General features: G+C 60.2%; 25 protein-coding genes. 14 read left to right on the top strand and 11 right to left on the bottom strand.

All coding sequences use genetic code 11. The features are described 5' to 3' along the window. Positions 1-250: 250 nt before the first annotated feature. On the bottom strand, positions 251-556 hold the full coding sequence (locus EJA72_RS26710; protein ID WP_157714862.1) for a DUF2288 domain-containing protein: 306 nt from the start codon (positions 554-556) through the stop codon (positions 251-253). A gap of 339 nt (positions 557-895) precedes the next feature. Between EJA72_RS26710 and EJA72_RS26705 the strand changes: the two genes are divergently transcribed. The 5 genes from EJA72_RS26705 to EJA72_RS26685 all read left to right on the top strand — a co-directional run bounded on the left by EJA72_RS26705 (position 896) and on the right by EJA72_RS26685 (position 5,898). Further along, the gene (locus EJA72_RS26705) at positions 896-2,023 is read left to right on the top strand and encodes a branched-chain amino acid ABC transporter substrate-binding protein (RefSeq protein ID WP_157714861.1); all 1,128 of its coding nucleotides are present in this window, start codon (positions 896-898) and stop codon (positions 2,021-2,023) included. Between the two features lie 232 nt (positions 2,024-2,255). After that, the gene (livH, locus tag EJA72_RS26700; RefSeq protein ID WP_090180942.1) at positions 2,256-3,179 is read left to right on the top strand and encodes a high-affinity branched-chain amino acid ABC transporter permease LivH; all 924 of its coding nucleotides are present in this window, start codon (positions 2,256-2,258) and stop codon (positions 3,177-3,179) included. Further along, entirely contained in the window at positions 3,176-4,432 is a 1,257-nt protein-coding gene (locus EJA72_RS26695; protein ID WP_157714860.1) for a high-affinity branched-chain amino acid ABC transporter permease LivM, read from the top strand. The genes livH and EJA72_RS26695 overlap by 4 nt, the downstream gene beginning before the upstream one ends. Next, positions 4,429-5,196, top strand: a complete 768-nt coding sequence (gene livG, locus EJA72_RS26690; RefSeq protein ID WP_157714859.1) for a high-affinity branched-chain amino acid ABC transporter ATP-binding protein LivG — start codon at positions 4,429-4,431, stop codon at positions 5,194-5,196. The genes EJA72_RS26695 and livG overlap by 4 nt, the downstream gene beginning before the upstream one ends. After that, positions 5,197-5,898, top strand: a complete 702-nt coding sequence (locus EJA72_RS26685) for an ABC transporter ATP-binding protein (RefSeq protein WP_059407957.1) — start codon at positions 5,197-5,199, stop codon at positions 5,896-5,898. It begins immediately after the preceding gene. Positions 5,899-6,122: 224 nt separating this feature from the next. Here EJA72_RS26685 and EJA72_RS26680 read toward each other — a convergent pair whose 3' ends face one another. Then, positions 6,123-7,031, bottom strand: coding sequence for a LysR family transcriptional regulator (locus tag EJA72_RS26680; RefSeq protein ID WP_157714858.1), 909 nt, complete (start codon positions 7,029-7,031; stop codon positions 6,123-6,125). A 105-nt stretch (positions 7,032-7,136) separates the two neighbouring features. Between EJA72_RS26680 and EJA72_RS26675 the strand changes: the two genes are divergently transcribed. From EJA72_RS26675 to EJA72_RS26665, 3 genes are all read left to right on the top strand, one after another. Next, a complete protein-coding gene (locus EJA72_RS26675) occupies positions 7,137-7,736 on the top strand; it encodes a short chain dehydrogenase (RefSeq protein WP_157714857.1) in 600 nt (199 codons plus the stop codon). Positions 7,737-7,896: 160 nt separating this feature from the next. Continuing rightward, positions 7,897-8,550 (top strand): COG3650 family protein, encoded by a 654-nt coding sequence (locus EJA72_RS26670; RefSeq protein WP_157714856.1) that lies wholly within the window; start codon positions 7,897-7,899, stop codon positions 8,548-8,550. 95 nt (positions 8,551-8,645) lie between these two features. Continuing rightward, positions 8,646-10,259 (top strand): NAD(P)/FAD-dependent oxidoreductase, encoded by a 1,614-nt coding sequence (locus tag EJA72_RS26665; RefSeq protein WP_157714855.1) that lies wholly within the window; start codon positions 8,646-8,648, stop codon positions 10,257-10,259. A gap of 134 nt (positions 10,260-10,393) precedes the next feature. On the opposite strand, the gene EJA72_RS26660 is transcribed toward EJA72_RS26665, so the two are convergent. Continuing rightward, on the bottom strand, positions 10,394-11,488 hold the full coding sequence (locus tag EJA72_RS26660) for a PLP-dependent cysteine synthase family protein (protein ID WP_157714854.1): 1,095 nt from the start codon (positions 11,486-11,488) through the stop codon (positions 10,394-10,396). Between the two features lie 238 nt (positions 11,489-11,726). Here EJA72_RS26660 and nhaA point away from each other — a divergent pair, with 238 nt between their 5' ends. From nhaA to EJA72_RS26640, 4 genes are all read left to right on the top strand, one after another. Beyond that, a complete protein-coding gene (nhaA, locus tag EJA72_RS26655; RefSeq protein ID WP_157714853.1) occupies positions 11,727-12,914 on the top strand; it encodes a Na+/H+ antiporter NhaA in 1,188 nt (395 codons plus the stop codon). Between the two features lie 120 nt (positions 12,915-13,034). Further along, positions 13,035-14,225 carry an S-type pyocin domain-containing protein gene (locus EJA72_RS26650; RefSeq protein ID WP_178129599.1) on the top strand — a complete coding sequence of 397 codons (1,191 nt, stop codon included), beginning with the start codon at positions 13,035-13,037 and terminating at the stop codon, positions 14,223-14,225. 12 nt (positions 14,226-14,237) lie between these two features. After that, positions 14,238-14,489 carry a pyocin S6 family toxin immunity protein gene (locus EJA72_RS26645; RefSeq protein WP_157714852.1) on the top strand — a complete coding sequence of 84 codons (252 nt, stop codon included), beginning with the start codon at positions 14,238-14,240 and terminating at the stop codon, positions 14,487-14,489. 100 nt (positions 14,490-14,589) lie between these two features. After that, positions 14,590-14,844: a colicin E3-like toxin immunity protein gene (locus EJA72_RS26640; RefSeq protein ID WP_157714851.1), complete on the top strand. Its 255-nt coding sequence runs from the start codon at positions 14,590-14,592 to the stop codon at positions 14,842-14,844. 97 nt (positions 14,845-14,941) lie between these two features. Here EJA72_RS26640 and EJA72_RS26635 read toward each other — a convergent pair whose 3' ends face one another. After that, positions 14,942-15,406: a glycine zipper 2TM domain-containing protein gene (locus EJA72_RS26635; protein ID WP_157714850.1), complete on the bottom strand. Its 465-nt coding sequence runs from the start codon at positions 15,404-15,406 to the stop codon at positions 14,942-14,944. Between the two features lie 166 nt (positions 15,407-15,572). On the opposite strand from EJA72_RS26635, the gene EJA72_RS26630 reads away from it, so the two are divergent. Then, positions 15,573-15,809, top strand: coding sequence for a hypothetical protein (locus EJA72_RS26630; RefSeq protein WP_157714849.1), 237 nt, complete (start codon positions 15,573-15,575; stop codon positions 15,807-15,809). A gap of 5 nt (positions 15,810-15,814) precedes the next feature. Here the strand turns inward: EJA72_RS26630 and pdxH are convergent, their stop codons facing one another. The 5 genes from pdxH to dinG form a co-directional block, all read right to left on the bottom strand. After that, positions 15,815-16,462 carry a pyridoxamine 5'-phosphate oxidase gene (pdxH, locus tag EJA72_RS26625; RefSeq protein ID WP_157714848.1) on the bottom strand — a complete coding sequence of 216 codons (648 nt, stop codon included), beginning with the start codon at positions 16,460-16,462 and terminating at the stop codon, positions 15,815-15,817. A gap of 24 nt (positions 16,463-16,486) precedes the next feature. Further along, the gene (locus tag EJA72_RS26620) at positions 16,487-17,479 is read right to left on the bottom strand and encodes an OmpA family protein (RefSeq protein WP_157714847.1); all 993 of its coding nucleotides are present in this window, start codon (positions 17,477-17,479) and stop codon (positions 16,487-16,489) included. A 118-nt stretch (positions 17,480-17,597) separates the two neighbouring features. Continuing rightward, positions 17,598-18,743 (bottom strand): serine hydrolase domain-containing protein, encoded by a 1,146-nt coding sequence (locus EJA72_RS26615; RefSeq protein WP_178129598.1) that lies wholly within the window; start codon positions 18,741-18,743, stop codon positions 17,598-17,600. Positions 18,744-18,971: 228 nt separating this feature from the next. After that, on the bottom strand, positions 18,972-21,482 hold the full coding sequence (locus EJA72_RS26610; RefSeq protein WP_157714845.1) for a beta-galactosidase: 2,511 nt from the start codon (positions 21,480-21,482) through the stop codon (positions 18,972-18,974). A 95-nt stretch (positions 21,483-21,577) separates the two neighbouring features. Then, entirely contained in the window at positions 21,578-23,722 is a 2,145-nt protein-coding gene (gene dinG / locus EJA72_RS26605; RefSeq protein ID WP_157714844.1) for an ATP-dependent DNA helicase DinG, read from the bottom strand. A gap of 99 nt (positions 23,723-23,821) precedes the next feature. On the opposite strand from dinG, the gene EJA72_RS26600 reads away from it, so the two are divergent. After that, positions 23,822-24,286, top strand: a complete 465-nt coding sequence (locus tag EJA72_RS26600) for a CopD family protein (protein WP_157714843.1) — start codon at positions 23,822-23,824, stop codon at positions 24,284-24,286. 133 nt (positions 24,287-24,419) lie between these two features. Here EJA72_RS26600 and EJA72_RS26595 read toward each other — a convergent pair whose 3' ends face one another. Then, the gene (locus EJA72_RS26595; protein WP_157714842.1) at positions 24,420-25,178 is read right to left on the bottom strand and encodes a collagen-like protein; all 759 of its coding nucleotides are present in this window, start codon (positions 25,176-25,178) and stop codon (positions 24,420-24,422) included. Further along, positions 25,171-25,449, bottom strand: a complete 279-nt coding sequence (locus EJA72_RS26590; RefSeq protein WP_157714841.1) for a DUF1145 domain-containing protein — start codon at positions 25,447-25,449, stop codon at positions 25,171-25,173. The genes EJA72_RS26595 and EJA72_RS26590 overlap by 8 nt, the downstream gene beginning before the upstream one ends. Positions 25,450-25,471 lie beyond the last annotated feature (22 nt).

Raw genomic sequence — 25,471 nt, 5'->3', positions numbered from 1 at the left:
TCGCTCCCACAGGTTCTCTGATTACCTGTGGGAGCGAGCCTGCTCGCGATAGCGGCATCTGAATCGACACAAATCCAACATCCAGAAACAATTAAGCAGCCCTCAAGCTGCTCAATAAACTGTGCCCGTTACGTTTACGTCACCGTTATGCCAACTCTGCCTGTGGCCTTTCTCTACGGCAACATGCCATCACGCTACTCGGCTACACACTTTTTGCTTTTGATACTGCGCACCAAGAGCGTGCACGCATTCAGCTCGTCGCCCTTTCCTGGATCATAATCCACGGCGAAACAACGACTGCCCACAGCTCGGGATCACGTTCGAAAAGATCCAGCGCCCGCGTTTCAGACAGCTTGGCGACCTGGTCGGCGGCCAGCCAGGCAGCCACTTTCTCCCCTTCATCCGTCGCCACGGCTTCGGCGGCGGCGATCAAATCCAGACCGGGGTCGACCCACAATAGGGCACCCTTGGCGAAGAACGGCTCCAGCTCTTTCCAGGTAATAGATGCGGTTTCACCAAGCAGCTTGGCATAGAGGGTGCTAGGTTCTTGAGTCATGGGTCCTGTCCGGAAAAGAAATCGACGCGAATGATAACGTTGGTGGTCTGGCAGAAAAACCCGGATGCAATTGAGTCATCGATTGAAAAGAGCAGGAAAGCCAAGGATTGCTGTTAAGTCAGCGTAAACCCCCGCCGCAATTCTGTCTTTTTCTTTCAAAAAAGCGACACCCTCTGGTTTTGCCCCCCGGCGCTGCCTTCCCAGGCTGACAATCGGCGCTCTACACTGTACCGGTACAGTTGCCGGGGGCATTTTCCGGAGGATATCGAAGATATCTGACCCGGTTCTGCTGCTTCGGCGCCAGGACTATAAAAACTACAACAGTAAGAGTGGAGCACTATGACTAAGGCTACTAAGCAGATTTCCAAACTGTTTGCCGCTATGGTTCTGGCCGGGGTTGCCAGCCATTCGTTCGCAGCTGACACCATCAAGATCGGCATCGCCGGCCCTAAGACCGGTCCTGTAGCCCAATACGGCGACATGCAGTTCAGTGGCGCCAAAATGGCCATCGAACAAATCAACGCCAAAGGCGGCGTAGACGGCAAGAAACTCGAAGCCGTTGAATACGATGACGCCTGTGATCCGAAACAAGCCGTTGCTGTCGCGAACAAAGTCGTCAACGACGGCGTCAAGTTCGTGGTTGGCCACCTGTGCTCCAGCTCCACTCAACCGGCTTCGGACATCTACGAAGACGAAGGCGTGATCATGATCACCCCGGCTGCCACCAGCCCGGACATCACCAACCGTGGTTACAAAATGGTGTTCCGCACCATCGGCCTGGACAGCGCCCAAGGCCCTGCCGCCGGTAACTACATTGCCGATCACGTAAAACCGAAAATCGTTGCTGTCCTGCACGACAAACAGCAATACGGTGAAGGCATCGCCACCGCCGTGAAGAAAACCCTGGAAGGCAAGAACGTCAAGGTTGCCGTGTTCGAAGGCATCAATGCCGGCGACAAGGACTTCTCGTCGATCATCGCCAAGCTCAAGCAAGCCAACGTCGACTTCGTCTACTACGGCGGCTACCACCCGGAGCTGGGTCTGATCCTGCGTCAATCTCAGGAAAAAGGCCTGAAAGCCAAGTTCATGGGTCCGGAAGGCGTGGGTAACGACTCCATTTCGCAGATCGCCAAGGAAGCTTCCGAAGGCCTGCTGGTCACCCTGCCGAAATCCTTCGACCAGGACCCGGCCAACGTTGCACTGGCTGACGCGTTCAAAGCGAAGAAAGAAGACCCGAGCGGTCCGTTCGTGTTCCCGGCCTACTCGGCTGTTGAAGTCATCGCTGGCGGCATCACTGCAGCCAAGAGCGAAGACCCTGCGAAAGTGGCAGCCGCCATCCACGCAGGCACTTTCAAAACCCCGACTGGCGACCTGGCTTTCGACGCCAAGGGCGACCTGAAAGACTTCAAATTCGTGGTTTACGAGTGGCACTTCGGCAAGCCTAAAACTGAAGCTTCGCCTCAGTAAGGCATTGCCTGACTGACTGCCAACAAAGCCCACGGCGTGCCGTGGGCTTTGTTTTACGAACGTATTGGGCCGCGCTGGCGTGATCCGCCAGTCTCCCCACCTGAAAATCTCAAAACCGTCATCAGCGGTTCGCTGGCAAACCTCGAATTCGAAGTGGGTAAAGATCCACGGGGCTCGGGCGGGAAAATGACTCCACCAGTGAAATGCGTATCAGGTTTTTAGGAGCGCTGTAATGCCTGACATCTATCACTTCTTCCAGCAGCTGGTTAATGGTCTGACCATTGGCAGCACGTATGCCCTGATCGCCATCGGCTATACGATGGTTTACGGCATCATTGGAATGATCAACTTCGCCCACGGCGAGGTGTACATGATCGGTTCCTACGTGGCGTTCATCGCCATCGCGGGCCTGTCCATGATGGGACTCGACAGCGTTCCGCTGTTGATGACCGCCGCTTTCCTCGCCACCATCGTGGTGACCAGTGCCTACGGTTACAGCATCGAACGGATTGCCTACCGCCCCCTGCGTGGCAGCAACCGTCTGATCCCGCTGATTTCCGCCATCGGCATGTCGATCTTCCTGCAGAACACGGTTCTGCTGGCGCAAGACTCCAAGGACAAATCCATCCCCAACCTGATCCCCGGCAACTTCGCCATCGGGCCAGGTGGCGCACATGAAGTGCTGATTTCCTACATGCAAATCGTGGTGTTCGTGGTGACCCTGGTCGCCATGCTCGGCCTGACGCTGTTCATCTCCCGCTCTCGCCTGGGCCGCGCCTGCCGCGCCTGTGCCGAAGACATCAAGATGGCCAACCTTCTGGGCATCAACACCAACAACATCATCGCCCTGACCTTTGTCATTGGTGCCGCACTGGCAGCCATCGCGGCTGTGCTGTTGAGCATGCAATACGGCGTGATCAACCCGAACGCCGGTTTCCTCGTCGGCCTCAAGGCCTTCACCGCCGCAGTACTGGGCGGTATCGGCAGCATTCCCGGCGCCATGCTCGGCGGGATCGTGCTCGGGGTGGCGGAAGCCTTTGGTGCCGACATCTTCGGCGACCAGTACAAGGACGTCGTCGCGTTCGGCCTATTGGTTCTGGTGTTGTTGTTCCGGCCTACCGGCCTGTTGGGCCGTCCGGAGGTTGAAAAAGTATGACTAGGAATCTTAAACAGGCGTTGTTCAGCGCCTTGCTGGTGTGGGCCGTTGCCTACCCGGTACTCGGTCTGAAACTGACCATCGTCGGTATCAACCTCGAAGTGCATGGCACCAGTACGGCCACGTTGATCACCATCGCCGTGTGCTCGGTGCTGATGTTCCTGCGGGTGCTGTTCGACCAGCAGATCAGCGCGGCCTGGAAATCCTCGCCGAACATGCCGGTCATGCCGGCCAAGGCCAGTAACTTCCTGACCCTGCCGACCACTCAGCGCTGGATCATCATCGCGTTGATCATCGGTGCCCTGGTGTGGCCGTTCTTCGGCTCTCGCGGTGCGGTGGACATCGCCACCCTGGTGCTGATCTACGTGATGCTCGGCCTCGGCTTGAACATCGTGGTCGGCCTGGCCGGTCTGCTCGACCTCGGTTACGTCGGTTTCTATGCCGTCGGCGCCTACAGTTATGCACTGCTGTCGCATTACTACGGTCTGAGCTTCTGGATCTGCCTGCCGATCGCCGGCCTGATGGCGGCCACCTTCGGCTTCCTGCTTGGCTTCCCGGTACTGCGTCTGCGCGGTGACTACCTGGCCATCGTGACCCTGGGCTTCGGTGAAATCATCCGTCTGTTCCTGCGTAACCTGACCGATATCACCGGCGGCCCGAACGGCATCAGCAACATCGAGAAACCGACGTTCTTCGGCCTGACCTTCGAACGTAAAGCGGCGGAAGGCCTGCAGACGTTCCATGAGTACTTCGGCCTGGAATACAACTCGATCAACAAGGTGATCTTCCTCTACCTGGTTGCGTTGTTCCTTGCCCTGTTCGCGCTGTTCGTCATCAACCGCTTGCTGCGCATGCCTCTGGGCCGTGCCTGGGAAGCGCTGCGTGAAGACGAAATCGCCTGCCGTGCGCTGGGTCTCAATCCTACGGTCATCAAGCTGTCGGCCTTCACCCTCGGCGCCTGCTTCGCCGGTTTCGCGGGCAGCTTCTTCGCCGCGCGCCAGGGGCTGGTGACACCGGAGTCGTTCACCTTCATCGAGTCGGCGACCATCCTCGCCATCGTGGTGCTGGGTGGCATGGGCTCGCAACTGGGTGTCGTACTCGCTGCCACCGTAATGATCCTGTTGCCGGAAATGATGCGTGAGTTCAGTGAATACCGCATGTTGATGTTCGGCGCCTTGATGGTGCTGATGATGATCTGGCGCCCTCAAGGCCTGCTGCCCATGCAACGTCCTCACATGGAGCTGCGCAAATGAGCCGCGAGATCCTTAAAGTCGAAAATCTCAGCATGCGCTTCGGCGGCTTGCTGGCGGTCAACGGCGTGGCCCTGACCGTGCACGAAAAACAGGTCGTGGCACTGATCGGCCCTAACGGCGCCGGCAAGACCACCGTGTTCAACTGCCTGACCGGTTTCTACAAGCCGAGCGGCGGCAGCATCCTGCTCGATGGTCAGGCGATCGAAGGCCTGCCGGGCCACGAGATCGCCCGCAAAGGCGTGGTACGGACCTTCCAGAACGTGCGGTTGTTCAAAGACATGACGGCGGTCGAGAACCTCTTGATCGCCCAGCACCGTCACCTGAACACCAACTTCCTGGCGGGCCTGTTCAAGACCCCGGCGTTCCGCAGAAGCGAACGCGAGGCCATGGAATTCGCCGAGTACTGGCTGGACAAGGTCAACCTCAAGGCGTTTGCCAACCGTCCTGCCGGCACCCTGGCCTACGGTCAGCAACGTCGCCTGGAAATCGCTCGCTGCATGATGACCCGCCCGCGGATCCTCATGCTCGACGAACCGGCCGCGGGCCTGAACCCGAAGGAAACCGAAGACCTGAAGGCGCTGATCAGCGTGCTCCGCGAAGAGCACGACGTCACGGTGCTGTTGATCGAACACGACATGAAGCTGGTCATGAGCATCTCCGACCACATTGTCGTGATCAACCAGGGCACGCCCCTGGCCAACGGCACACCGGAACAGATCCGCGACAATCCTGAAGTGATCAAAGCCTACCTGGGGGAAGCGTAAATGCTGCAATTCGAAAACGTTTCCACCTTCTACGGCAAGATCCAGGCCCTGCACAGCGTCAACGTGGAAATCCGCCAGGGCGAAATCGTCACCCTGATCGGTGCCAACGGCGCGGGCAAATCCACCCTGCTGATGACGCTGTGCGGTTCGCCACAAGCCCACAGCGGCAGCATCAAGTACATGGGTGAAGAGCTCGTGGGGCAGACTTCGGCGCAGATCATGCGCAAGAGCATTGCCGTGGTTCCGGAAGGCCGTCGGGTGTTTGCCCGTCTGACCGTGGAAGAAAACCTCGCCATGGGCGGGTTCTTCACCGACAAGGGCGACTATCAGGAACAAATGGACAAGGTTCTCGGACTTTTCCCACGCCTGAAAGAGCGTTTTGCCCAACGCGGCGGCACCATGTCCGGCGGCGAACAGCAAATGCTCGCCATCGGCCGTGCGCTGATGAGCAAACCCAAGTTGCTGCTGCTCGACGAGCCGTCGCTGGGTCTGGCACCGATCATCATCCAGCAGATCTTCGACATCATCGAACAGCTGCGCAAGGACGGTGTGACGGTGTTCCTGGTCGAGCAGAACGCCAACCAGGCGCTGAAAATCGCAGACCGCGCGTACGTTCTGGAGAACGGCCGCGTGGTGATGCAAGGCACCGGTGAAGCGCTGTTGACCGACCCGAAAGTGCGCGAAGCGTACCTCGGCGGTTAAGCGATTACGGTAAACAGAAAACGGCCTTCGGGCCGTTTTTTTGTGCCCACCAAAATCTCACCAACAACCAAGATTCCTGTGGGAGCGAACTGTGGCGAGGGGATTTATCCCCGTTGGGTGGCGCAGCCGCCCCAAAAAAAGGGCCTGCTTCGCAGTCCAACGGGGATAAATCCCCTCGCCACAGTTCGCACCCACAGGTTTTTGTGGTGTGTCGAACAATATCGTTAGAGCCGATCCAACGCCTCGCCACTGCGCTTGAACCAGCCAATCAAATAATCCGCCAGCACCTGCGTGCGTTTCGGCAACCCGCCCTGATACGGATGCACCAGATACATCGGCATTCTGCGCGTCTGATAACCGCGCAGCAGCCAGCGTAAACGCCCGTCAGCCAATTCCGCCTGCAGCAAGTAGGACGGCAATCGCGCAATCCCCGCGCCGGCCAGTGCCGCTTTCTTCAACAAGCTGTAATGATTGCTGGCGAACGGCCCCGACACCCGCACCCGCAACAACTCATGCTGCTGGTGATAGAGCCATTCTTCGCGCCCGCTGTAATGACTGTTGAGTAAGCAACGATGTTGCGCCAGCTCTTGCGGCGTTGAGGGCTCGCCGTATTGCTCAAGGTAAGCCGGGCTAGCACAGGTCATCTCATGCCAGGCCAACAAAGGCCGGGCCACTAATCGCTCGTCTTTGCCGACTTCGGAACGAACCCCAAGATCAAACCCTTCACGGGACAAATCCCGGTAGTTGTTGCTCAGATCAAGCTCAATCTGCACTTCGGGGTACGTGTGGGAAAACTCCAGCAGCATGCCGTCGAAGAAAGTTTCGCCCAAAGACACCGGAACCGTCATGCGCACCGGCCCGGCCATGTCGTCCTTCAACCGCGCCAATGCCTGACGCGCGCGTTCCACCTGAACCACCAACGCCTGGGCTTGTGGCAACAACGCTGCGCCCGCCGCCGTCAGGCTCAAGCGTCGGGTGGTGCGCTGCAACAGGACGACGGAAAACCGCGTTTCCAGCAAGCTGATGCGCTTGGACAATTGCCCCTTGCTACAGCCCAATTGCTGCGCCGCCAAGGTGAAACTCCCGGCTTCGATCAACACTGCAAACGCGGCCAGATCATCCATCTCGCTCATGGATTGTTTCCATTTGAAAACCAAAGGTTGCCCATTAGCGCGCTTATCAGCAGAAAAAACCACTCTAAACTGACCCCACACCCAACCCACTCGAGGATCAGCACAATGAAAATTCTTTTGATAGGCGCAGGCGGCACCATCGGTTCGGCGGTCGACAAAGAGCTGTCCCAGCGTCACGAAGTCATCCGCATCGGCCGCACCAGCGGCGATTACAACGTGGACATCAGCGACAGCGCCTCGATTCGCAAACTGTTCGAACAAACCGGCAAGTTCGACGCGCTGGTCTGCGCCGCCGGCAACGTGACCTTTGCGCCGTTGGGCGAAATGACGGAAGAAAGCTTCGCCCTGGGCCTGAAAGACAAATTGATGGGGCAGGTCAACCTGCTGCTGATCGGGCGTGAGTTTGCCAACGACGGTGCCTCCTTCACCTTGACCACCGGCGTGCTCAGCCACGACCCGATCCGCAGCGGCGCTTCGGCCGCATTGGTCAACGGCGCCCTCGACAGCTTCGTTCGCGCGGCGGCCATCGAATTGCCTCGTGGCCTGCGTGTGAACTCGATCAGCCCGACCGTGCTGGTCGAAGCCATGGGCAGCTACGCGCCGTACTTCCGCGGTTACAAACCGGTTCCGGCGGCCGATGTGGCGCTGGCCTACGCCAAAAGCGTAGAAGGCCTGCAGACTGGTCAGACGTTTCACGTCGGTTGAATCGATCCAATCCGTAGGAGCACGGCTTGCCGGCGATGGCGTCCGTTAAATCGCCTTCGCCAGCAAGCTGTGCTCCTACAGGTTGAGGAACGTATGTCTGTGGGGTTGTGATGAACGGTCAGGCTGCGTAACGTGGCGGCACTTGTCTGGAGAGCCAAAGATGCGTGTTGCCCGTTCCTTAGTCCTTGTCGCCCTGCTGCCCCTGTTTGCCGCCTGCCAGTTGCTGGATGGCTCGCGTGAAAGTGCCTCTCACGTGGGCCAGACCCGCCTGCAGGGTCAGTTGACCGCAGCCGACGGCAAGCTGTTGTTCCAGCCGTGCAACGAGCAACGCACGTACGTGGTCAACGACACGGGCGGCACCAGCGTCCTGCAGGAAGCCGCGAGCCTCGCCGATCAGCGGGGCAAGTTGTTTGCCGACGTGCGTGGCCGCGTTGTCGACAGTCGCCTCGACCTGGAGCAGCTGTACCGCGTCGAACGCTCGGGCACCGCGTGCGAAGACCCGAACTTCAAACTGCTGATCCTGCGTGCAGCCGGTCACTCGCCCGAGTGGACCGTCAAAGTCAGCGGCAAAGGCATGGTCATCGACCGCGCCGGGCAGCCACCGCTGGCGGTGCCGTACGTGGAAGAGCAACTGGGTGACGGCCGTTTCAATCTCAGCACCGAAGCCAATAACCAGCACATCGAACTGTGGGTCGCGCCACAACGTTGCGTCGACAGCAGCACCGGCAGTATTCAGCACATGAGTGCCGAACTGCGCATCGATGGCCAGGTTCAGCGCGGCTGCGGGTATTTCGGCGGATCGCGTAACGACTGATCGTTTTAGCCTCACGGGAATCCTCCGTTGGGGCTTATAATCGCGGGCTTCAAACGCCTTGGCGCAGTTGTGCGCCCCGCGAACCGGACCCTGTCATGTTACGAATCACTGAACTCAAGCTGCCGATCGACCATCCCGAAGAAGACCTGCGCCCTGCCATCGTGCAGCGCCTGGGCATCGCCAGTGATGACCTGCTCGATTTCACCTTGTTCAAGCGCAGCTACGATGCGCGCAAAAAGTCTTCCGAACTGTGCTTCATCTACACCATCGACCTCACCGCCAAGGATGAGGCCGCAGTGCTGCACAAGTTCGCCGATGACCGTAACGTCAACGTGGCGCCGGATGTCAGCTACAAAGTGGTCGGCCAGGCGCCGGCCGATCTTCAGCAGCGCCCGATCGTCGTAGGCTTCGGGCCTTGCGGGATTTTCGCCGGGCTGTTGCTGGCGCAAATGGGCTTCAAGCCGATCATCCTCGAGCGCGGCACCGAAGTCCGCCAGCGCACCAAGGACACCTGGGGCCTGTGGCGTAAAAGTGTGCTCAACCCCGAATCCAACGTGCAGTTTGGTGAAGGCGGCGCGGGGACATTCTCCGACGGCAAGCTCTACAGCCAGATCAAGGACCCGAAATTCATCGGCCGCAAAGTCCTGCATGAATTCGTCAAGGCCGGCGCGCCGGAAGAAATCCTCTACGTCAGCAAACCGCACATCGGTACGTTCCGACTGACCGGCGTCGTGGAAAACATGCGCGAACAGATTCGCGCCATGGGCGGCGAAGTACGCTTCCAGCAGCGCGTCACCGACGTGTTGATCGAGGACGGCCAACTGGTCGGCGTCGAGCTCAACGGCGGTGAGCAGATCCATTCGAAGCACGTGATTCTTGCCCTAGGCCACAGTGCCCGGGACACCTTCCGCATGCTCCACGGCCGTGGCGTGTTCATGGAAGCCAAGCCGTTCTCGGTGGGTTTCCGCATTGAACACCCGCAGTCGCTGATCGACCGCGCACGCCTGGGCAAGTACGCCGGCCACCCGAAACTCGGGGCGGCGGACTACAAGCTGGTGCACCACGCCAAGAACGGTCGCTCGGTCTACAGCTTCTGCATGTGCCCGGGCGGCACCGTGGTAGCGGCGACCTCCGAGCCGAACCGCGTCGTGACCAACGGCATGAGCCAGTACTCGCGAAACGAGCGTAACGCCAACTCCGGGATCGTCGTCGGGATCACCCCGGAAGTCGATTACCCGGGCGGCCCGCTGGCCGGTATCGAGTTGCAGGAACGCCTGGAGTCCCACGCCTTTGTGCTGGGTGGCAGCAACTACGAAGCACCGGCGCAACTGGTCGGCGATTTCATTGCCGGCAAGCCGTCCACCGAACTGGGCAGTGTTGAACCGTCCTACAAACCAGGGGTTGCCCTGGGCGATCTGGCGCTCGCCTTGCCGGCGTTTGCCATCGAAGCCATTCGCGAAGCGTTGCCGGCGTTCGAGAAGCAGATTCGCGGTTACTCGCTGCATGACGCAGTGTTGACCGGGATCGAGACACGCACCTCGTCGCCGCTACGGATTACCCGTAACGAATCGATGCAGAGCCTGAACGTGAAGGGCCTGTTCCCGGCCGGTGAAGGCGCGGGTTATGCGGGCGGGATTCTGTCGGCGGGTGTGGATGGGATTCGCATCGCCGAAGCCGTGGCACGAGACATCCTCGGCCTGGAAGCCTGATCGGCGCAGAACCCTGTGGGAGCGAGCCGGCTCCGGGCGGCATTCCGACGATGACGGATTCACATTCAACACCTGTGTTGACTGGTCTACCGCTATCGCGAGCAGGCTCACTCCCACATTTGATCTTCTGCGTGTCAAATATTGGCGCGCAGCACGGTCGCTGGCAGCGGCTCACCGCGCTCCACACTCGCCGCAACCACATCCATCAACCCACTCAATTCATACCCCTGGGCCTTGAGCCAGTCCTGGTCGTAATAACTGGTCTCATACCGCTCGCCGCCATCACACAGAATCGCCACGATCGACCCCGACTCCCCCGCCTCCGCCATCTGCCGGGCTGCCATCAAGGCGCCGATCAGATTGGTCCCGCTCGACCCGCCAACCCGGCGTCCCAAGTGCTGCGCCAGATAATGCATGGCCGCCAGTGACAGTGCGTCCGGGACCTTGACCATCGCATCAATCACCTTGGGCAGGAACGACGCTTCCACTCGCGGCCGGCCAATACCTTCGATCCGCGAACCGTGATCCAGGCGCAGGCTGGCATCGCCAGTCTGGTAGTAGTCGAAGAACACCGACCGCTCGGCATCAGCACACAGCACGCGGGTGCAATGCTGGCGATAACGCACGTAACGACCGAGCGTCGCGGTGGTGCCGCCGGTACCGGGGCTGGAGATCAGCCAGCTCGGCTCCGGGTGCTTTTCGAAACGCATCTGATGGAAGATCGACTCGGCGATATTGTTGTTCGCTCGCCAGTCGGTGGCGCGTTCGGCATAGGTGAACTGGTCGATGAAATGGCCGTCGTGTTCCCGGGCCAACCGCTCGGATTCGGCGTAGATCTGCGTCGGATCATCAACCAGGTGGCTTTTTCCGCCGTAGAACGCGATCTGCGCGATCTTCTCTTTCGAAGTAGTCGCCGGCATCACCGCAATGAACGGCAAACCGAGCAAACGCGCAAAGTACGCCTCGGAAATCGCCGTGGACCCGCTGGATGCTTCAATCACCGGCGCGCCGGGCTTGAGCCAGCCGTTACACAACGCGTAGAGGAACAGCGAGCGGGCCAAACGGTGTTTGAGGCTACCGGTGGGATGGCTGGACTCATCCTTGAAATACAACTCGATGCCCGGAAAACCCGGCAGCGGCAATGGGATCAGGTGAGTGTCGGCGCTGCGCTGGAAGTCGGCCTCGATGATGCGGATGGCTTCGCGGGCCCACTGTCGGTTGTCGCTCATGGTGGTGATCTCGTTGAGTCGGCCTTGTTGCAAGGCTCAGCCCACAAGCTTAGGAAAAATCCTGCATCGCGCACAGGTACAGCTGAGGTTCAATACGTCCGGCAACTGCTAGGCTCACAGCCGTACCGGTCGTGAGGGTTGAAACGGCATATAACAAAAAAGAATATAACTTTTGTTTTAACAACTAACGGTACGGGTTAGGGTGTGCCACCTTTTGACGAATCGATGGAGAGCGACCTTGCCTCTGCGTAGCACTTTCACGCGTTTCTTTCAGTTGGAAGCTGCCAGCGGTCTGTTACTGATCGCCGCCGCAGCCCTTGCGCTGATCATCAACAATTCCCCGCTGTCCTGGCTCTACCAGAGCTTTCTCGACACCCCGGTGGTGGCGCAGATTGGCGCGCTACAAATCGCCAAGCCGGCACTGCTGTGGATCAACGATGGCCTGATGGCCTTGTTCTTCCTGTTGATCGGCCTGGAAGTGAAGCGCGAAGTCCTCGACGGCCAGCTGTCGAAACCTTCCCAGGTGGTCCTGCCCGGCGCAGCGGCGATTGGTGGCATGGTCGTGCCGGCGCTGGTCTACTGGTTTTTCAACCGGGACAACCCCGCCGCCCTCGGTGGCTGGGCCATCCCCATGGCCACCGACATCGCCTTCGCCCTCGGTGTACTGGCCCTGCTGGGCAAACGCGTGCCGGTTTCGCTGAAGCTGTTCTTGATGACGCTCGCGATCATCGACGACCTCGGCGCCATCATCGTTATCGCGGTCTTCTATTCGGGCGCGTTGTCGACCGTGTCGCTGGCCTTGGCCGCGGCGTGCATCGTGGCGCTGATCGCGATGAACCGGCTCGGCGTGGTCAAGCTCGGGCCGTACATGATTATCGGTTTGATCCTTTGGGTCTGCGTCCTCAAGAGCGGTGTCCACGCGACATTGGCCGGCGTCACCCTGGCCTTCTGCATTCCGTTGCGCACCAAAAACGCTGAGCCGTCGCCGCTGCTGACCCTGGAACACGCCCTGCACCCGTGGGTGGCCTACGGCATCCTGCCGCTGTTCGCCTTCGCCAACGCCGGTCTATCCCTGAGCGGCGTCACCCTGGAAAGCTTCACCCACCACGTGCCGATGGGCATCGCGATCGGCCTGCTCCTGGGCAAGACGCTGGGCGTGTTCGGCCTGACCTGGCTGTCGGTGAAAACCGGCATCGCCGCCCTGCCCCAAGGCGCCAACTGGGGCCAGGTGCTGGGCGTGGCAATCCTCTGCGGGATTGGCTTCACCATGAGTCTGTTTGTCGGTTCCCTGGCCTTTGAACCGGGCGTGAGCGATTACGCGGGGATGGACCGGATGGGGATTTTGACCGGGTCGATTTTGGCCGCGTTGATTGGTTATGCGGTGACAGCGATGGCGAGTCGCAAGAACGCCGCGCTGCCATCCTGAGAGAAACAGAACCCTCTTAGCCACAATCAGGATTCGTCCTACAGCCACGATTAGCCACGTTCGTTAACGTCGCACAGCCCCTTTCAACGGGCTGTCGACGGACGAACGCAAGGAAGATCAGTGACTGGCAACAAGGACATTCCCAGGGTCAAAAACCCACCGTCTGGCGACGGGCATCACATCACCCACCGTCTCATGACGGCCACCGAACTGGCGGCACGAGACGCCCGCCAAAACGCTTACGACGCCATGCTCGCCCGGCAGGACGCCTTCCTGCGCGGCCGTCAGGTGATCGCCGGCAAACCCAGGCCCACGCAAGTCGGATGCGTTTTCGCCAAGTCCTGCAACCTGCCGGACGCCATCATCGATTACTCGAACCCGTCGGGTATGGTGCCGACCGACAGCCTCAAGGACTACGGAGAAGTCGCCTGGCTCGGCGCTCGCAAAGCAGACGACACCGGGCTGCTGAATCTGGAAACGATCAGCGGCTCGACCCTGTCACTGGGCATCGGTCAACTCGCGTTGCGCTTCCCGGTGCTTGCCCTTCCCGGCGCAGCACTCGGCGCCACCGGCAGCACCGTATTGGCCGGCCTGGCCGCCATATTCTGGGTTCCCAGCCTGGGCGACAGCGCCCTCTACACCGAAGACCAGCTCAGAACCCTGAAGCAAGCCCGAACCCGCGTTCGGCTTCAGGTCGAGCAACAGGCTGATGGCCGTCTCAAGGGTTACGGTTTCTATACCGGCAAGAACCGCGATTGGGAAATGGTCGATGTCGTGCAGTTCACCTTGCGCGGCAGCCAGCAAGTTGCAGACCTCGGAGACGGCATCGAACTGATCTGGACCCCGGCCGTCGACGGCTCCGACATCCTCGGCATCCCCAAACTGGAAGCCGCCCCGCAAGCCCCGCATATCTGGGTTTACCCGCCAACGAAAGCGGCTGACGGCATCATCGTGAACCCGAGCTATCCGCCTGAGTACAAGGATTTCATTCTTGTGTTTCCGGCGAATTCGGGTGTAAAGCCGGTTTACATTGTGGTGACGATGCCGGGGGACCATAAGTACTTCGACGATCCACAAACGCTACCCGGTTTTCCAGATGCATATCCCGTGAAACCGAAGGTTTCAGTTCAAGGAGGAGGAAAAAAACGAGCACGATGGTTAGACCGCAGAGGCCGGATATATGAATGGGACTCCAAAAGCGGCGCTGTCGAGCTATTCGATAGATTCGGAGTACATCTGGGTGAATTCAATCATTTAACTGGCGCCCGCACAAAAAAAGCAAAGCCAGGCAGACGAACCGCAAAAAACTGACGAGTACAAATCATGCGCTTTCTATCTATAACCGGATTCTATCCTGATGAAAAAAAAGATGACTCATTGCAGTTCGAACTTACTGTCAAAGATCAAGAGCTAAACCAAGCGCTGGCGCAACTGACTGAATCAAAGCCGCTTGAGGAGATAGCTCCTGGAGAACTAGAGCTGACTGAAACTCAGATCAGACAGGTATCAGATCTTCTGAAAATCGATTTACCGCAGGGGCTCGAGTACTTCATCGGCCCCCGTGCGGGGTCTTGAGCAGTTCCCGAAGCCTTTCTGCCGAATTTTTTCACGCGATCAATTCTACGAGAGAAAAACTTGATATGCCCTCTCACAAAAAAATAATCGTGAGGCGACGATGGGACTAAAGCTAAGGCTGGAATGGTATGACAAGAAAACGGAATTTTGTCAGGGTGAAGAATCCTCCGAAGATCTAGGCGAAGACGACTCAATACTGGGAGCTCTGGGGACCCCAGTGGAAAACAATATTAACAATGGGGGATTTAATGTTGGCAGCCACTGGATCGCCATAATCCAACCCCATTTTCAGCATTGCATCGTCTTGGCGAACTACGATTATCAGATAGCGTTCGACTATAGTGACACTTGGTAATGCAGCGCGAAACCTAGGTCGCACTCATATTTCTTTCCAAACAAAAAACCCCAACCAGCTCACGCTGATCGGGGTTTTCTTTTACCCGTTATCCCGCTTAGTGCGAAACGCGGCTCGTACCGTCTACAGTCGAAATCCGCACGCGCTCGCCAACGCGGAACACTTCATTTTCCTGAACCTGTTGCACGTAGGCGCGCATGCTGCCGTCGTCTTCGCGAACGGTGATTTCCACGCCTTGGGTGCGGGTCAGGCCTTCTTCGGTGGCCGAACCGAGCAGGCCGCCGGCGACTGCGCCGATGACCGCAGCGACGATGCTGCCTTTACCGCCGCCGATGGCGCTACCGCCGACACCGCCCACGACTGCGCCAGCGGCGCCGCCGATTGGGGTCTTGGTGCCTTCGATCTTGACCGGACGCAGGGATTCGATGGTGCCCATGCGAACGGTCTGCACACGACGCGCTTCGTCACGGGAGTAGGAGTCACCGGTCAGGCTCGATTGGCAGCCGGTGAGCAACATCGCCATCGTGGAAAAGGAAGCAACCAGCAGAACAGACTTACGCATAGCATCAACTCCAAAGGACAGGTGTTCATTAAACTCCGCAGCTAGACGCTTTGTCACGGCATCGCCCGGATAAAATTGTTTTGATTCAGGCCCGGTACAGGCGCCTCCACGAACTCGACACAGTAGCGGCAAATTCTGCAATTTGCGCCATTGCCCAAGGATTTTCATGGATTATTTCATCATTGTCGTCACCACAGTCGCCGGTTTGTACTTCCACGGATGGCTGTACGTACGGATCAGGCGCTGGATGGACCGCGATCTGGCGTTAGCCTTGGCCGGTGGAGACGAGCATAAAAAGGCTTTCATGCTCCAGCAGTTGGCGAACGCTCACGCGCAGAAGATCAAGCGTCGGGACCTGCCGCAATGGCTGGAGGCCGCTGCAGCAGGGTATCCCGGTCGGTAGACTGCTCAGGGTGCCAGACGTTCAAGAATCCAGTCGGCGCCCTGCAAGCGGTAGTTGAGGCGGTCGTGCAGACGGCTCGGACGGCCCTGCCAGAACTCGACGCGCTCAGGTATCAGGCGGTAACCGCCCCAGTGCTCAGGGCAGTGAGGCTGTGTGTCGCTGAAACGTTGCTCGGTATTCTTGAGCAGCGCTTCGAGTTCACCACGATCGGCGATCACCCGGCTTTGAGGCGAAGCCCAGGCACCGAGACGGCTGCCCAGCGGCCGGACCTGGTAATACGCGTCGGACTCTTCGGGGGTGACCTTCGCGACCCGCCCTTCGATACGCACCTGACGCTCAAGGGCCGGCCAGAAAAATGTCATGGCCGCGAACGGATTCGCGGCCATTTGCTGGCCCTTGGCGCTGTCGTAGTTGGTGAAAAACGTGAAGCCCTGCTGATCCAGGCCCTTGAGCAGCAGAATGCGGCAATGCGGCCGACCGTCCTGATCGACAGTGGCCAAGGTCATGGCGTTGGCCTCCACCGGCGCCTGTTCGGTTTTCACTGCGTCGGCAAACCACTGATGGAACAGCGCGAAAGGCTCAGCCGGGGCTTGCGCCTCGGTCAAGCCATCCCGGGTGTAATCGCGACGCATATCAGCCAGGGCCTTGGTCATGGCACATTCCTTCTGGTTAACAAATCACTGCTTTGAGGTGGTATCGGTGGCGACAGCAGGTTTCTTCGCGTCGGCAGCGGCTTTGGCCGGAGCAACCTTTTTCGCCGGCGTCGCGGCTTTAGCAGGCGCTTTCTTGGCAGCGGTTTTCTTGGCCGGGGCTTTTTTAGCGGCTGGCACCGCTGCTTTTTTCGCCGCAGGCGCCGGTGTTACAGGGGCGACCGCAGGTTTGGCGGTCTGCGCGGCAACCATGTTCACAGGCGCCGGGGCTGGCATGTTGTACTTGCTCAGCAGCGCAACCATGGTGTTTTGCGGGGTCACCAGCAACTCGACACGACGGTTCAACGCGCGGCCTTCAACACTGTCGTTGGCTGCACGCGGCGCTTCACCGCCCATTCCGCGCAGCATCAGCCGATCACGCTGCAGACCGCTGAGGCGGAAGATCGCCGCCACGGCCTGTGCACGTTCCTGACTCAATTTCACGTTGGCCGGCGCCGAACCCGAGGTGTCGCTGTGACCGAGGACCAGCACCGCTGTTTGCGGGTCGACTTCAAGAATTTTCGCGACGCGGGTGAACGGGCCCAATGTGACCGGCAGCAGCATGGCCGGACGATCCGGGTTGAACGAGCCTTCTACCGGCGCGATCACCACCAACACGTTTTCACGGCGCTCGACTTTCAGGTTGCTGTCCTTGGTCGCTTCACGCAGGCGCGGCTCATAGTCGTCTAGCCAGGCCTGGGTCACTTTCGGGTCGGGCATCGGCACGACTTTAGCGGTAGGTTGTTCTTTGCCGCCGAACGGCCACCACCATTTGCCACCCTCATCAGCGTCGGCCTTGGCCACCGCGGCAGGCGCGGCCGGCTTGACCGGTGCAGGCGCGGGAGCGGGGTCTTTCGCTGCGACTTTGTCAGAGGAGCTGAACGGCCACCAGCTACCGCCGTCTGCATCATTTTTTGGGGTCTGTGCGCAGCCCGTGATTGCGAAGCACAGTGCCAGGGCGAGGGTTGGTTTGGTTGACATGGGATAATCCACAAAAAATGAAGAAATGATAAAAATCAGGCCGGGATGGCCCGCATAAACAGACGCTTTGAATCCGAAAAGGCTGTCGGGTTCCGGTACTGGCCCCCTCGAGCGTGTTTTACAGACGAGTGGCCAGTACTCGCACAAGCTTTTGTGCGCGCGGATCCATCAAGACGTACGGCCCCAGTGTATTTGTCACAAAACCGAAAGCGACATCGTGCTCCGGATCGGCAAAACCGATGGAACCGCCAGCGCCAGGATGGCCGAACGCCCTTGGGCCGAGGCCGAAAGTGGCGTTGGGCACGTCCGGTTGATCGAGCATGCAACCGAGCCCGAAGCGGGTCCGGGTCAGTAAAGTCTTGTCTTCGCCAAGGCTGTGTTCACGAGTTAGCTCGTCGAGCATCTCGCTTTCCAGCAGGCGGCCGTCGAGCAGGCCGGCGTAGAACCCGGCCAGGCTACGGGCATTGCCGTGGCCGTTGGCCGCCGGTTGCTGCATGCGCCGCCACTCGGGTTTGTTGGTGCTGGTCATGATCGACGGCGGGTTGGTGAACGCCCGGGTGGTCATGGCCGTCGGTTCGCGCATTGTCACTTGCAGCAGGCGCTGGGCCGCCGCGTCGCCGACATTGCCTTTGCCACGGGCGATGTGCGCCACACGGTGGAATTCTTCATCCGCCAGACCCACGTGAAAATCCAGTCCAAGCGGTTTGGCGACCCGGGCGACGATGGACTCCCCCGGCCCGCGACCGTCGGCGCGGCGCAACAACTCGCCCACCAGCCAGCCATAGGTGATGGCGGCATAACCGTGACCTTCGCCCGGCGTCCACCATGGCGCTTCAGCGGCCAGGGCATCGACCATCGTTTGCCAGTCGTAAAGGGCTTCGGGGGCCAGCAATTCGCGCAATGCCGGCAGGCCTGCCTGATGGCAGAGCAAGTGGCGAAGGGTCACGGATTCTTTGCCGGCGGCGGCGAACTCGGGCCAGTAGCGGGCAACCGGAGCGTCCAGTTGCAGCTTGCCTTCGGCCACCAGTTGCAGCGCGGTGACGGCGGTGAATGTCTTGGTGCAAGAGAACAGGTTGGCGATGGTGTCGCTGTGCCAGGCCTCAGCGCCATCCTTGTCGGCGGTGCCGGACCAGAGGTCGACGACGGTTTCGCCACCAATCTGGATGCACAACGCCGCGCCACGTTCCTGAGGATCGTCGAACAGCGCCGCGAACGCTTCGCGAACCGCTTCGAACTTAAGCTCGTAATGACCCTGAATCTGCACCCGCAACTCCCTCGGATAATCGTTCTACAAAGTGGCCGGCATTGTTCCAGCCATTGAAGGTTTTGGGAACAGGGTTGGGCTGGGCGGTCGGTTGCCCGTGGATTGGATCGCAAATGTTTGGCGTCTTTCAGGGCCCCATCGCGAGCAGGCTTGCTCCCACAGGGTTCACGCTGAACCAATGTGGGAGCGAGCCTGCTCGCGATGAACGATAACGCGGTAGATCAGGCCTCAGTGGCCATTGCCCGAATGCCCACCCGCATGACCCGCGCCCTGCCCCGCCCCTTTGCCGGCCTCGCCTTTGCGGCCGCCTTCGGCATTGTGGCTGGCCTTATCGGCTTCAGCCTGGGCCTTCTCGGCCTCTTTGCTCAACTGATCGACGGTCGCCAGGTTGCTTTTGCGCACGCTGTCGACAAAGCCCTGGAACGGCAGATCGGTGATCCCGACCAGGCCAAAGTGGCCATTCTCGCCATCGAGCAAACGACCTGTCACCGGTTGATCGAGGTACTGGAACCAGTGCACGCCGACAATCGACGGCTCGCTCAGCGCCTGTTTCAGGAAGTTGGCGTATGCCGGGCCTCGGTCCTCTTCTTTAGCCAATTGCGTCACGCCGCCCCAGAACGGGCCGCGATCCGTCGAGCCAAAGTTGAATTCAGTGATCAGCACCGGTTTGTCGAGGCTGCGCAGTGCAGCGAAGTCATAACCGTCCTGGGGTTGCAGCGTGTACAGGTTGAAGCTCAACACATCGCAGTACTGGGCGCAGGACTCGACGGCTTCCGGCGTGCTGATGGCAAAGCGACCGCCCAGCAACAGCTGGTTTGGCGCGTGCCACTTGAGTGAATCGGAAATGGTCTTGAAATAAGTGTCAGCGAATACTTTCTGGAAGTATTTGAAGTCGGCTTCGATTTCCGGGTGTTCGGCGCTTGGCAGCGGCGGCACAAAGCCCGGGTCTTCCATCAATTCCCAGGCCGGCAAGTCGATGCCCCAGGCTTTGGAAAGACCGGCCTGGTTGCGGTATTTGTCACGCAGCTGCTTGAGGAACGCGCGTTTGGCCGGCACGTCGGTGGTCATTTTCAAGGTGCCATAAGCCAGCGCATAACGGGCTTTCGGATCGTCACCGGGACCGGCCCAGGCCAATTCGTTGTCGGCGAAGTAGCCGATCAACCATGGATCGTCGCGATGATCACGGGCAGCGATGGCCACGGCCCGCTCGGTGGCCATGGCGAAGCGCGGGTCGAACGGATCAGGCATGCCGCCCCACCAGTCGGAGCCGGTGCTGATGCTGGCGTAATCGCCAACGATCGACAACGGCAAGGTGTAAGGCACGCGGTCCGCATTAGCCAAGGCCGGCGCACTCCAGTTGCCGAGGGTGTTGAAGCCCCAGGCTTGCAGGCGATCGAGGGTCTGACTGGCCCAGCGTTGCTCATCAAAAACGGCTTTACAGGGCTCGGCGGGGGCTTGCTCGACGGCTTTCGCCACGGTCGCTTCGGCGGCGCCGGCCTTGGCTGCTTCGGCAACGCCAGACTCGGCAGTTGAAGGCTTAACCGGTTGCTCGGCGGCCTTCTCGACGGTCGCTTCTACCGCGTCAGCCTTGGCCGCTTCGGCGACCCCGGCCTTGGTGTCGCTGCCGAGTACACAAGGGTTGCCATACAAACGCTGCAAGTTGGCGCCATAGAAGTCATACCAACGACCGGCGTTATAGGCTCGGCCCTGATCGACGCCGTTGCCGCCACGGTTGTCGCCTTCGCCATAGTGGCTGGCCAATGGCTCGTCAGGCTTGGGCAGGGATTCGAACATCCACTCGCGACCGGCGATATAGGTCTGGTTGACGTCCGGGGTCACGGTGTTGACCCCCAGCGAGTAGAACGGATGCCCTTCCGGCGTCACCAGGTACCAGCGACCGTCACGGTTTTCAGTGCGGAAAAAACCGCTGGCCTTGAACGCCGGGCCTTTGTTCCAGCCTCCGAACTTGTCCAGCGAGGATTTCTCGCGCTCGGCCAGCCAGGTTTTCAGTTGTTGCTGTTCCTTGGCGGCGGCGCTTTTCAGTTGTTCATCGCTGCTGATCTTTTCTGGCCATTTGGCGCGGGTGGATTGCCCATAAGCGTCCATCAGATTGGCATACACCGCCTGGGTCGCCGCCTCGCCTTCCTGCACACCAAAACGCTCCAGCAGAATACTCTGCGCGACTTTCGGCTGATCCATCGACAAGGTCACCGACACCACCTGACTGCGATCCAGCTCTCCGGCACTGCTGGCCAGCAACACGCGCTGACCGTCGACCGTCATCGGCATCAACGGCCCGGCCTTCATGCCCTGGCTCAGGGGCGAACTCGCCACCAGTGGCACCAGCAAGGTTTGCGCGGGGCCGGCCGGCAGATCGACGCGGCTGACCAGCGTCTTGCCGTCGTTGCTCTGGATTTTCACGTAGAGGGTCACGGCCCAGTTCATTGCGCTCTGGATCCGCAAACTCATGGCCCCCGATTGCGACCAGTCCCACGCGCCGGTTTGCGGGGTCAGGCGCAGCGACGGTTGCGCCACCGGATTGAACGTCACCCGGCGCAAGACTTCGCCCTCGGCCGTTTGCTCGGCATTGGATTGCGGCAGGCTGGCATCCTGAGTCGCCACCTGGACCACGTCGGCAGGTCGCACAAAATTGAACAGCGTCTGCTGGCCGGCAGGGGCCGCCAGCAAAGGGGCTGAGAACATCAGGGCAAATACGGCAGGCAGCGAACGGCGAATCATGAGAACGAAATTCTCCCTAACGACCAACAATGGCCAATGGAAAAGCGATGGTAGAGAGATAGACAACGCGGTGGGCGCAATTGCCCACCGGTGTATCAGGAAATTTCACGTCGGAAGGGTGGCAGCGCGTTGAGGATCGCTTTGCCGTAGCGCTGGGTCACGAGGCGCCGGTCGAGCAAGGTGATGGTGCCCCGGTCCTCTTCGGTGCGCAGCAAGCGACCGCAGGCCTGGACCAGTTTCAGCGAGGCGTCCGGCACGGAGATTTCCATGAACGGATTGCCGCCCCGGGCTTCGATCCACTCGGCCAGCGCCGCTTCGACCGGGTCGTCGGGCACCGAGAATGGAATTTTGGCGATGACCACGTGCTCGCAATACGCGCCCGGCAAGTCGACCCCTTCGGCAAAACTCGCCAGGCCGAACAGCACGCTGGAATCGCCTCCATCGACGCGCGCCTTGTGCTTGTTCAGAGTTTCCTGTTTCGACAGGTTGCCTTGGATGAACACTTGCTTGCGCCAGTCGCGATCAAGACCGTCGAACACGTCCTGCATCTGTTTACGCGACGAGAACAGCACCAGCGTACCGCGCGAGCCTTCAACTAACTGCGGCAGGTCCCGGATGATCGCGGCGGTATGGGCCGGCGCATCCCGTGGATCGGCTTTCAGGTCCGGCACTCGCAGCACGCCCGCGTCGGCGTGATGAAACGGGCTCGGGACCACGGCCGTCACGGCTTTTTTGGGTAGCCCGGCGCGCATGCGGAAGCGGTCGAACGTGCCGAGCGCGGTCAGGGTCGCCGAGGTCACCAGCGCACCGTAAGCCACGTTCCACAAGTTGCGACGGAGCATTTCCGCCGCGAGGATCGGGCTGGCGTTGACCTCGATGTCGAACAGCGAACCGCTTTCGGCCAGGGTCAGCCAACGGGCCATGGGCGGGTTGTCTTCCGGGTCTTCAGCGGTGAACGCGACCCACAACTCCCAGTTGCCCGATGAACGCGACAACAGGCTGCCGAACAACGGATACCACTCTTCCGCCTGGTTGCTCGCGATGCCGATGTTGACCTCGCCGTCCATGCCTTCCTTGAGCAGTTCGGTCAGCCGGGTGAAGAGGTCGGTAAGACGGGCAAAGCCCTTCTTCAACTCGACGCCCATTTCGCGCATGTGCTCGGGAATGACCCCGCCGACAAAGCGGTGACGCGGCCGCTCGCGGCCTTCGACGTCTTCCCCGGGTTTGAAATCGGCGACCTGCTCACACGCGGTGAACATGAACTGCTGCTGGGTCTTGATCTCACGGGCCAGTTCCGGCACCTGCTCGATCAACTTGCCCAGATCGCCCGGCAGCGGGTGCTGGGCGAGCAGTTTGGTGAGGTTCTTGGCGGTGGTTTCCAGCCAGTCGGCGGTGGATCGCAGGCGCGTGTAGTGGGCGAAGTGACCGATGGCCTTGTCCGGCAGGTGATGGCCTTCGTCGAAGACATAGATGGTGTCGCGCGGGTCGGGTAGTACGGCACCACCGCCGAGGGCCAGGTCGGCCAGGACCATGTCGTGGTTGGTGACGATCACGTCGACCTTGCCCATGCCTTCGCGGGCCTTGTAGAAGGCGCACTGGCCGAAGTTCGGGCAATGGCGGTTGGTGCACTGGCTGTGATCGGTGGTCAAGCGCGCCCAATCGGCGTCTTCCAGCGCGGTGGACCAGCTGTCGCGATCGCCGTCCCACTTATTACCGGCAAGCTTTTCGATCATGCTGGTGAACAGCTTCTGACTGGCCTCGTCGACTTCGATCTTGAAGCCTTCTTCTTCGAACAATTGCGCCGTGGCGGTTTGCGCGTGACCTTCCTGGAGCAACATGTCGAGCTTGGACAGGCACATGTAACGCCCACGCCCCTTGGCCAGGGCGAAGCTGAAATTGAGCCCGCTGTTGCGCATCAGGTCGGGCAGATCCTTGTAGACGATCTGCTCTTGCAGGGCCACGGTGGCCGTCGCGATCACCAGCCGTTTGCCGGCCGCCTTCGCAGTCGGGATGGCCGCCAGGCTGTAAGCCACGGTCTTGCCGGTACCGGTGCCGGCTTCCACCGCGACAATCGCGGGGTCGCCACTGCGCCGACCTTCGTCGTCGGTGTCAATATCACCGAGGACCTTGGCAACTTCGGCAATCATCAGGCGTTGGCCGTAGCGCGGTTTCAGGCTCTTGGCTTCGAGAAAACGCGAGTAGGCGCCCTGGATCGTGGTTTTGAGTTCGGTGCTGATCATGGATTGTCGGGCGCTAAAAACGCTGGATAAATTTTCAGTGGTTCGATTCGGCCGCTATCATACCCCGCTAATTAATCCCGCGCAGAACGGAGTACCCCAATGACACCTTTTGGCATCGTTTACACCCTGCATGTCCTGTCCGCCCTGGTGTGGGTCGGCGGCATGTTTTTCGCCTGGATGGTGCTGCGTCCCGCCGCCATGAAGGCCCTTGAAGGCCCGGCCCGCTTGAAGCTGTGGGTAGAAGTGTTTCAAGGTTTTTTCCGCTGGGTCTGGGTGGCGGTGGTGCTGTTGCCGGTCAGCGGAGTGGGCATGATTCATTTGCAGTTCGCCGGCTTTGAAGCGGCGCCGCGGTACGTACAGGTGATGATGGGGTTGTACGTGGTGATGACCGCGCTGTTTATCCGGATTCAGGCGTTGCTGTTGCCGGAACTGCGCACGGCGGTGGCGGCCCAGGATTGGCCGGCGGGGGCTGCGGTGCTGGGGAAAATTCGCAAGTTGGTGGGGATCAATTTGCTGATCGGGCTGGTGTTGGTGGCGATTGCTGCGGCGCGACCGATGTTTTAGAAATGAACACTTGTGGCGAGGGAGCTTGCTCCCGCTGGGTCGCACAGCGGCCCCAAACCGCAGATTCCGGAAGTACGACTGCTGCGCAGCCGAGCGGGAGCAAGCTCCCTCGCCACAGGTTTTCTGGTGATCCTTACAACCGCTGAACCGTCACCGAACCCGCCGCACCGGCTGGCCCTGGCTGGCCGTCAGCGCCAGGCTTGCCGCTCTTGCCGCCATCGGCCTTATAGATGAAGCAACCCTTGGCCTTGCCGCCCGCCCCCGGCTTGCCGCCAGGACCGGCCACGCCGCCAGCGCCACCAGCGACCTGCACCTTGATCTGCTCCGCTGGATAATCACGCGGCACTTCCAGCCTCACCAGCGCGCCAGCCGCACCTGGCTGACCGTTGCTGCCGTCACTGCCATCGGCACCGCGACCGGCCTGGCCCCAGGTGCAACCCGGCGCCTGACCATTGGCACCATCAAGACCGACAAAACCCGGCGCGCCCGCACCACCACGTGCGTCGACCATCAACTGCGAGGCATTCAATGCCTTGATCTGCAGGTTCAGATTGCGCCCCGAACGGGCTGCCTTGAGGTAAGTCCCCGGCGCACCGCGAGCGGTGATCTGGCTGCCCTCGGACAGATTGGCGCGACTGACCTTCAATTCCAGAGGCTTTTCGCTGGGCACGATGGCAATCCGCGCATCACGCCCCAGGTGCAATTCGCCGACCGTAACCTCGGTCACGTTCGAAGGAATCAGCAACGTGCCGTAATCAGCCACTTCCAGGCGTTCGAGTTGCAAGGTGCTGGCAGTGTTGGGCAGGCGCATCAGGGAATTGGTTTCGACACTCACCACTTGGGCGCAGGCGAACGGGCTGACGAGTGCGGCAAGCAGACAAAATTTACGCATGGGAAGCCTTAGGTGCGGTCGGAGCGGGGATGGTTTGCAGGTGAAAAACGCCGAAAAAGACAATCTTCAGGCGATCGAGCCAAGGGTGAGCGCGACCTTTGAGGCTGCGGTTGCAGAACACCACCTCAAGCAGATGAAGCGCCGCCAACAGGCTGCCGGCCACGTTGAGCAAAAAATGCAACGGATGGACAAACGGAATGAGCAGATTGGTCAGCACCACCAGCCAGAACACCAGGGTCAACAGCTTCCCCAGCCACCAAAACACCTTCATACGCGCCCCCGTCGATAATTAT

It is taken from the genome of Pseudomonas sp. PB120 (genome assembly GCF_009761815.1).
Lineage (GTDB): Bacteria > Pseudomonadota > Gammaproteobacteria > Pseudomonadales > Pseudomonadaceae > Aquipseudomonas.
Note: the sequence above shows the minus strand (reverse complement) of the source record. Positions and strands in the feature narration are given on the sequence as shown.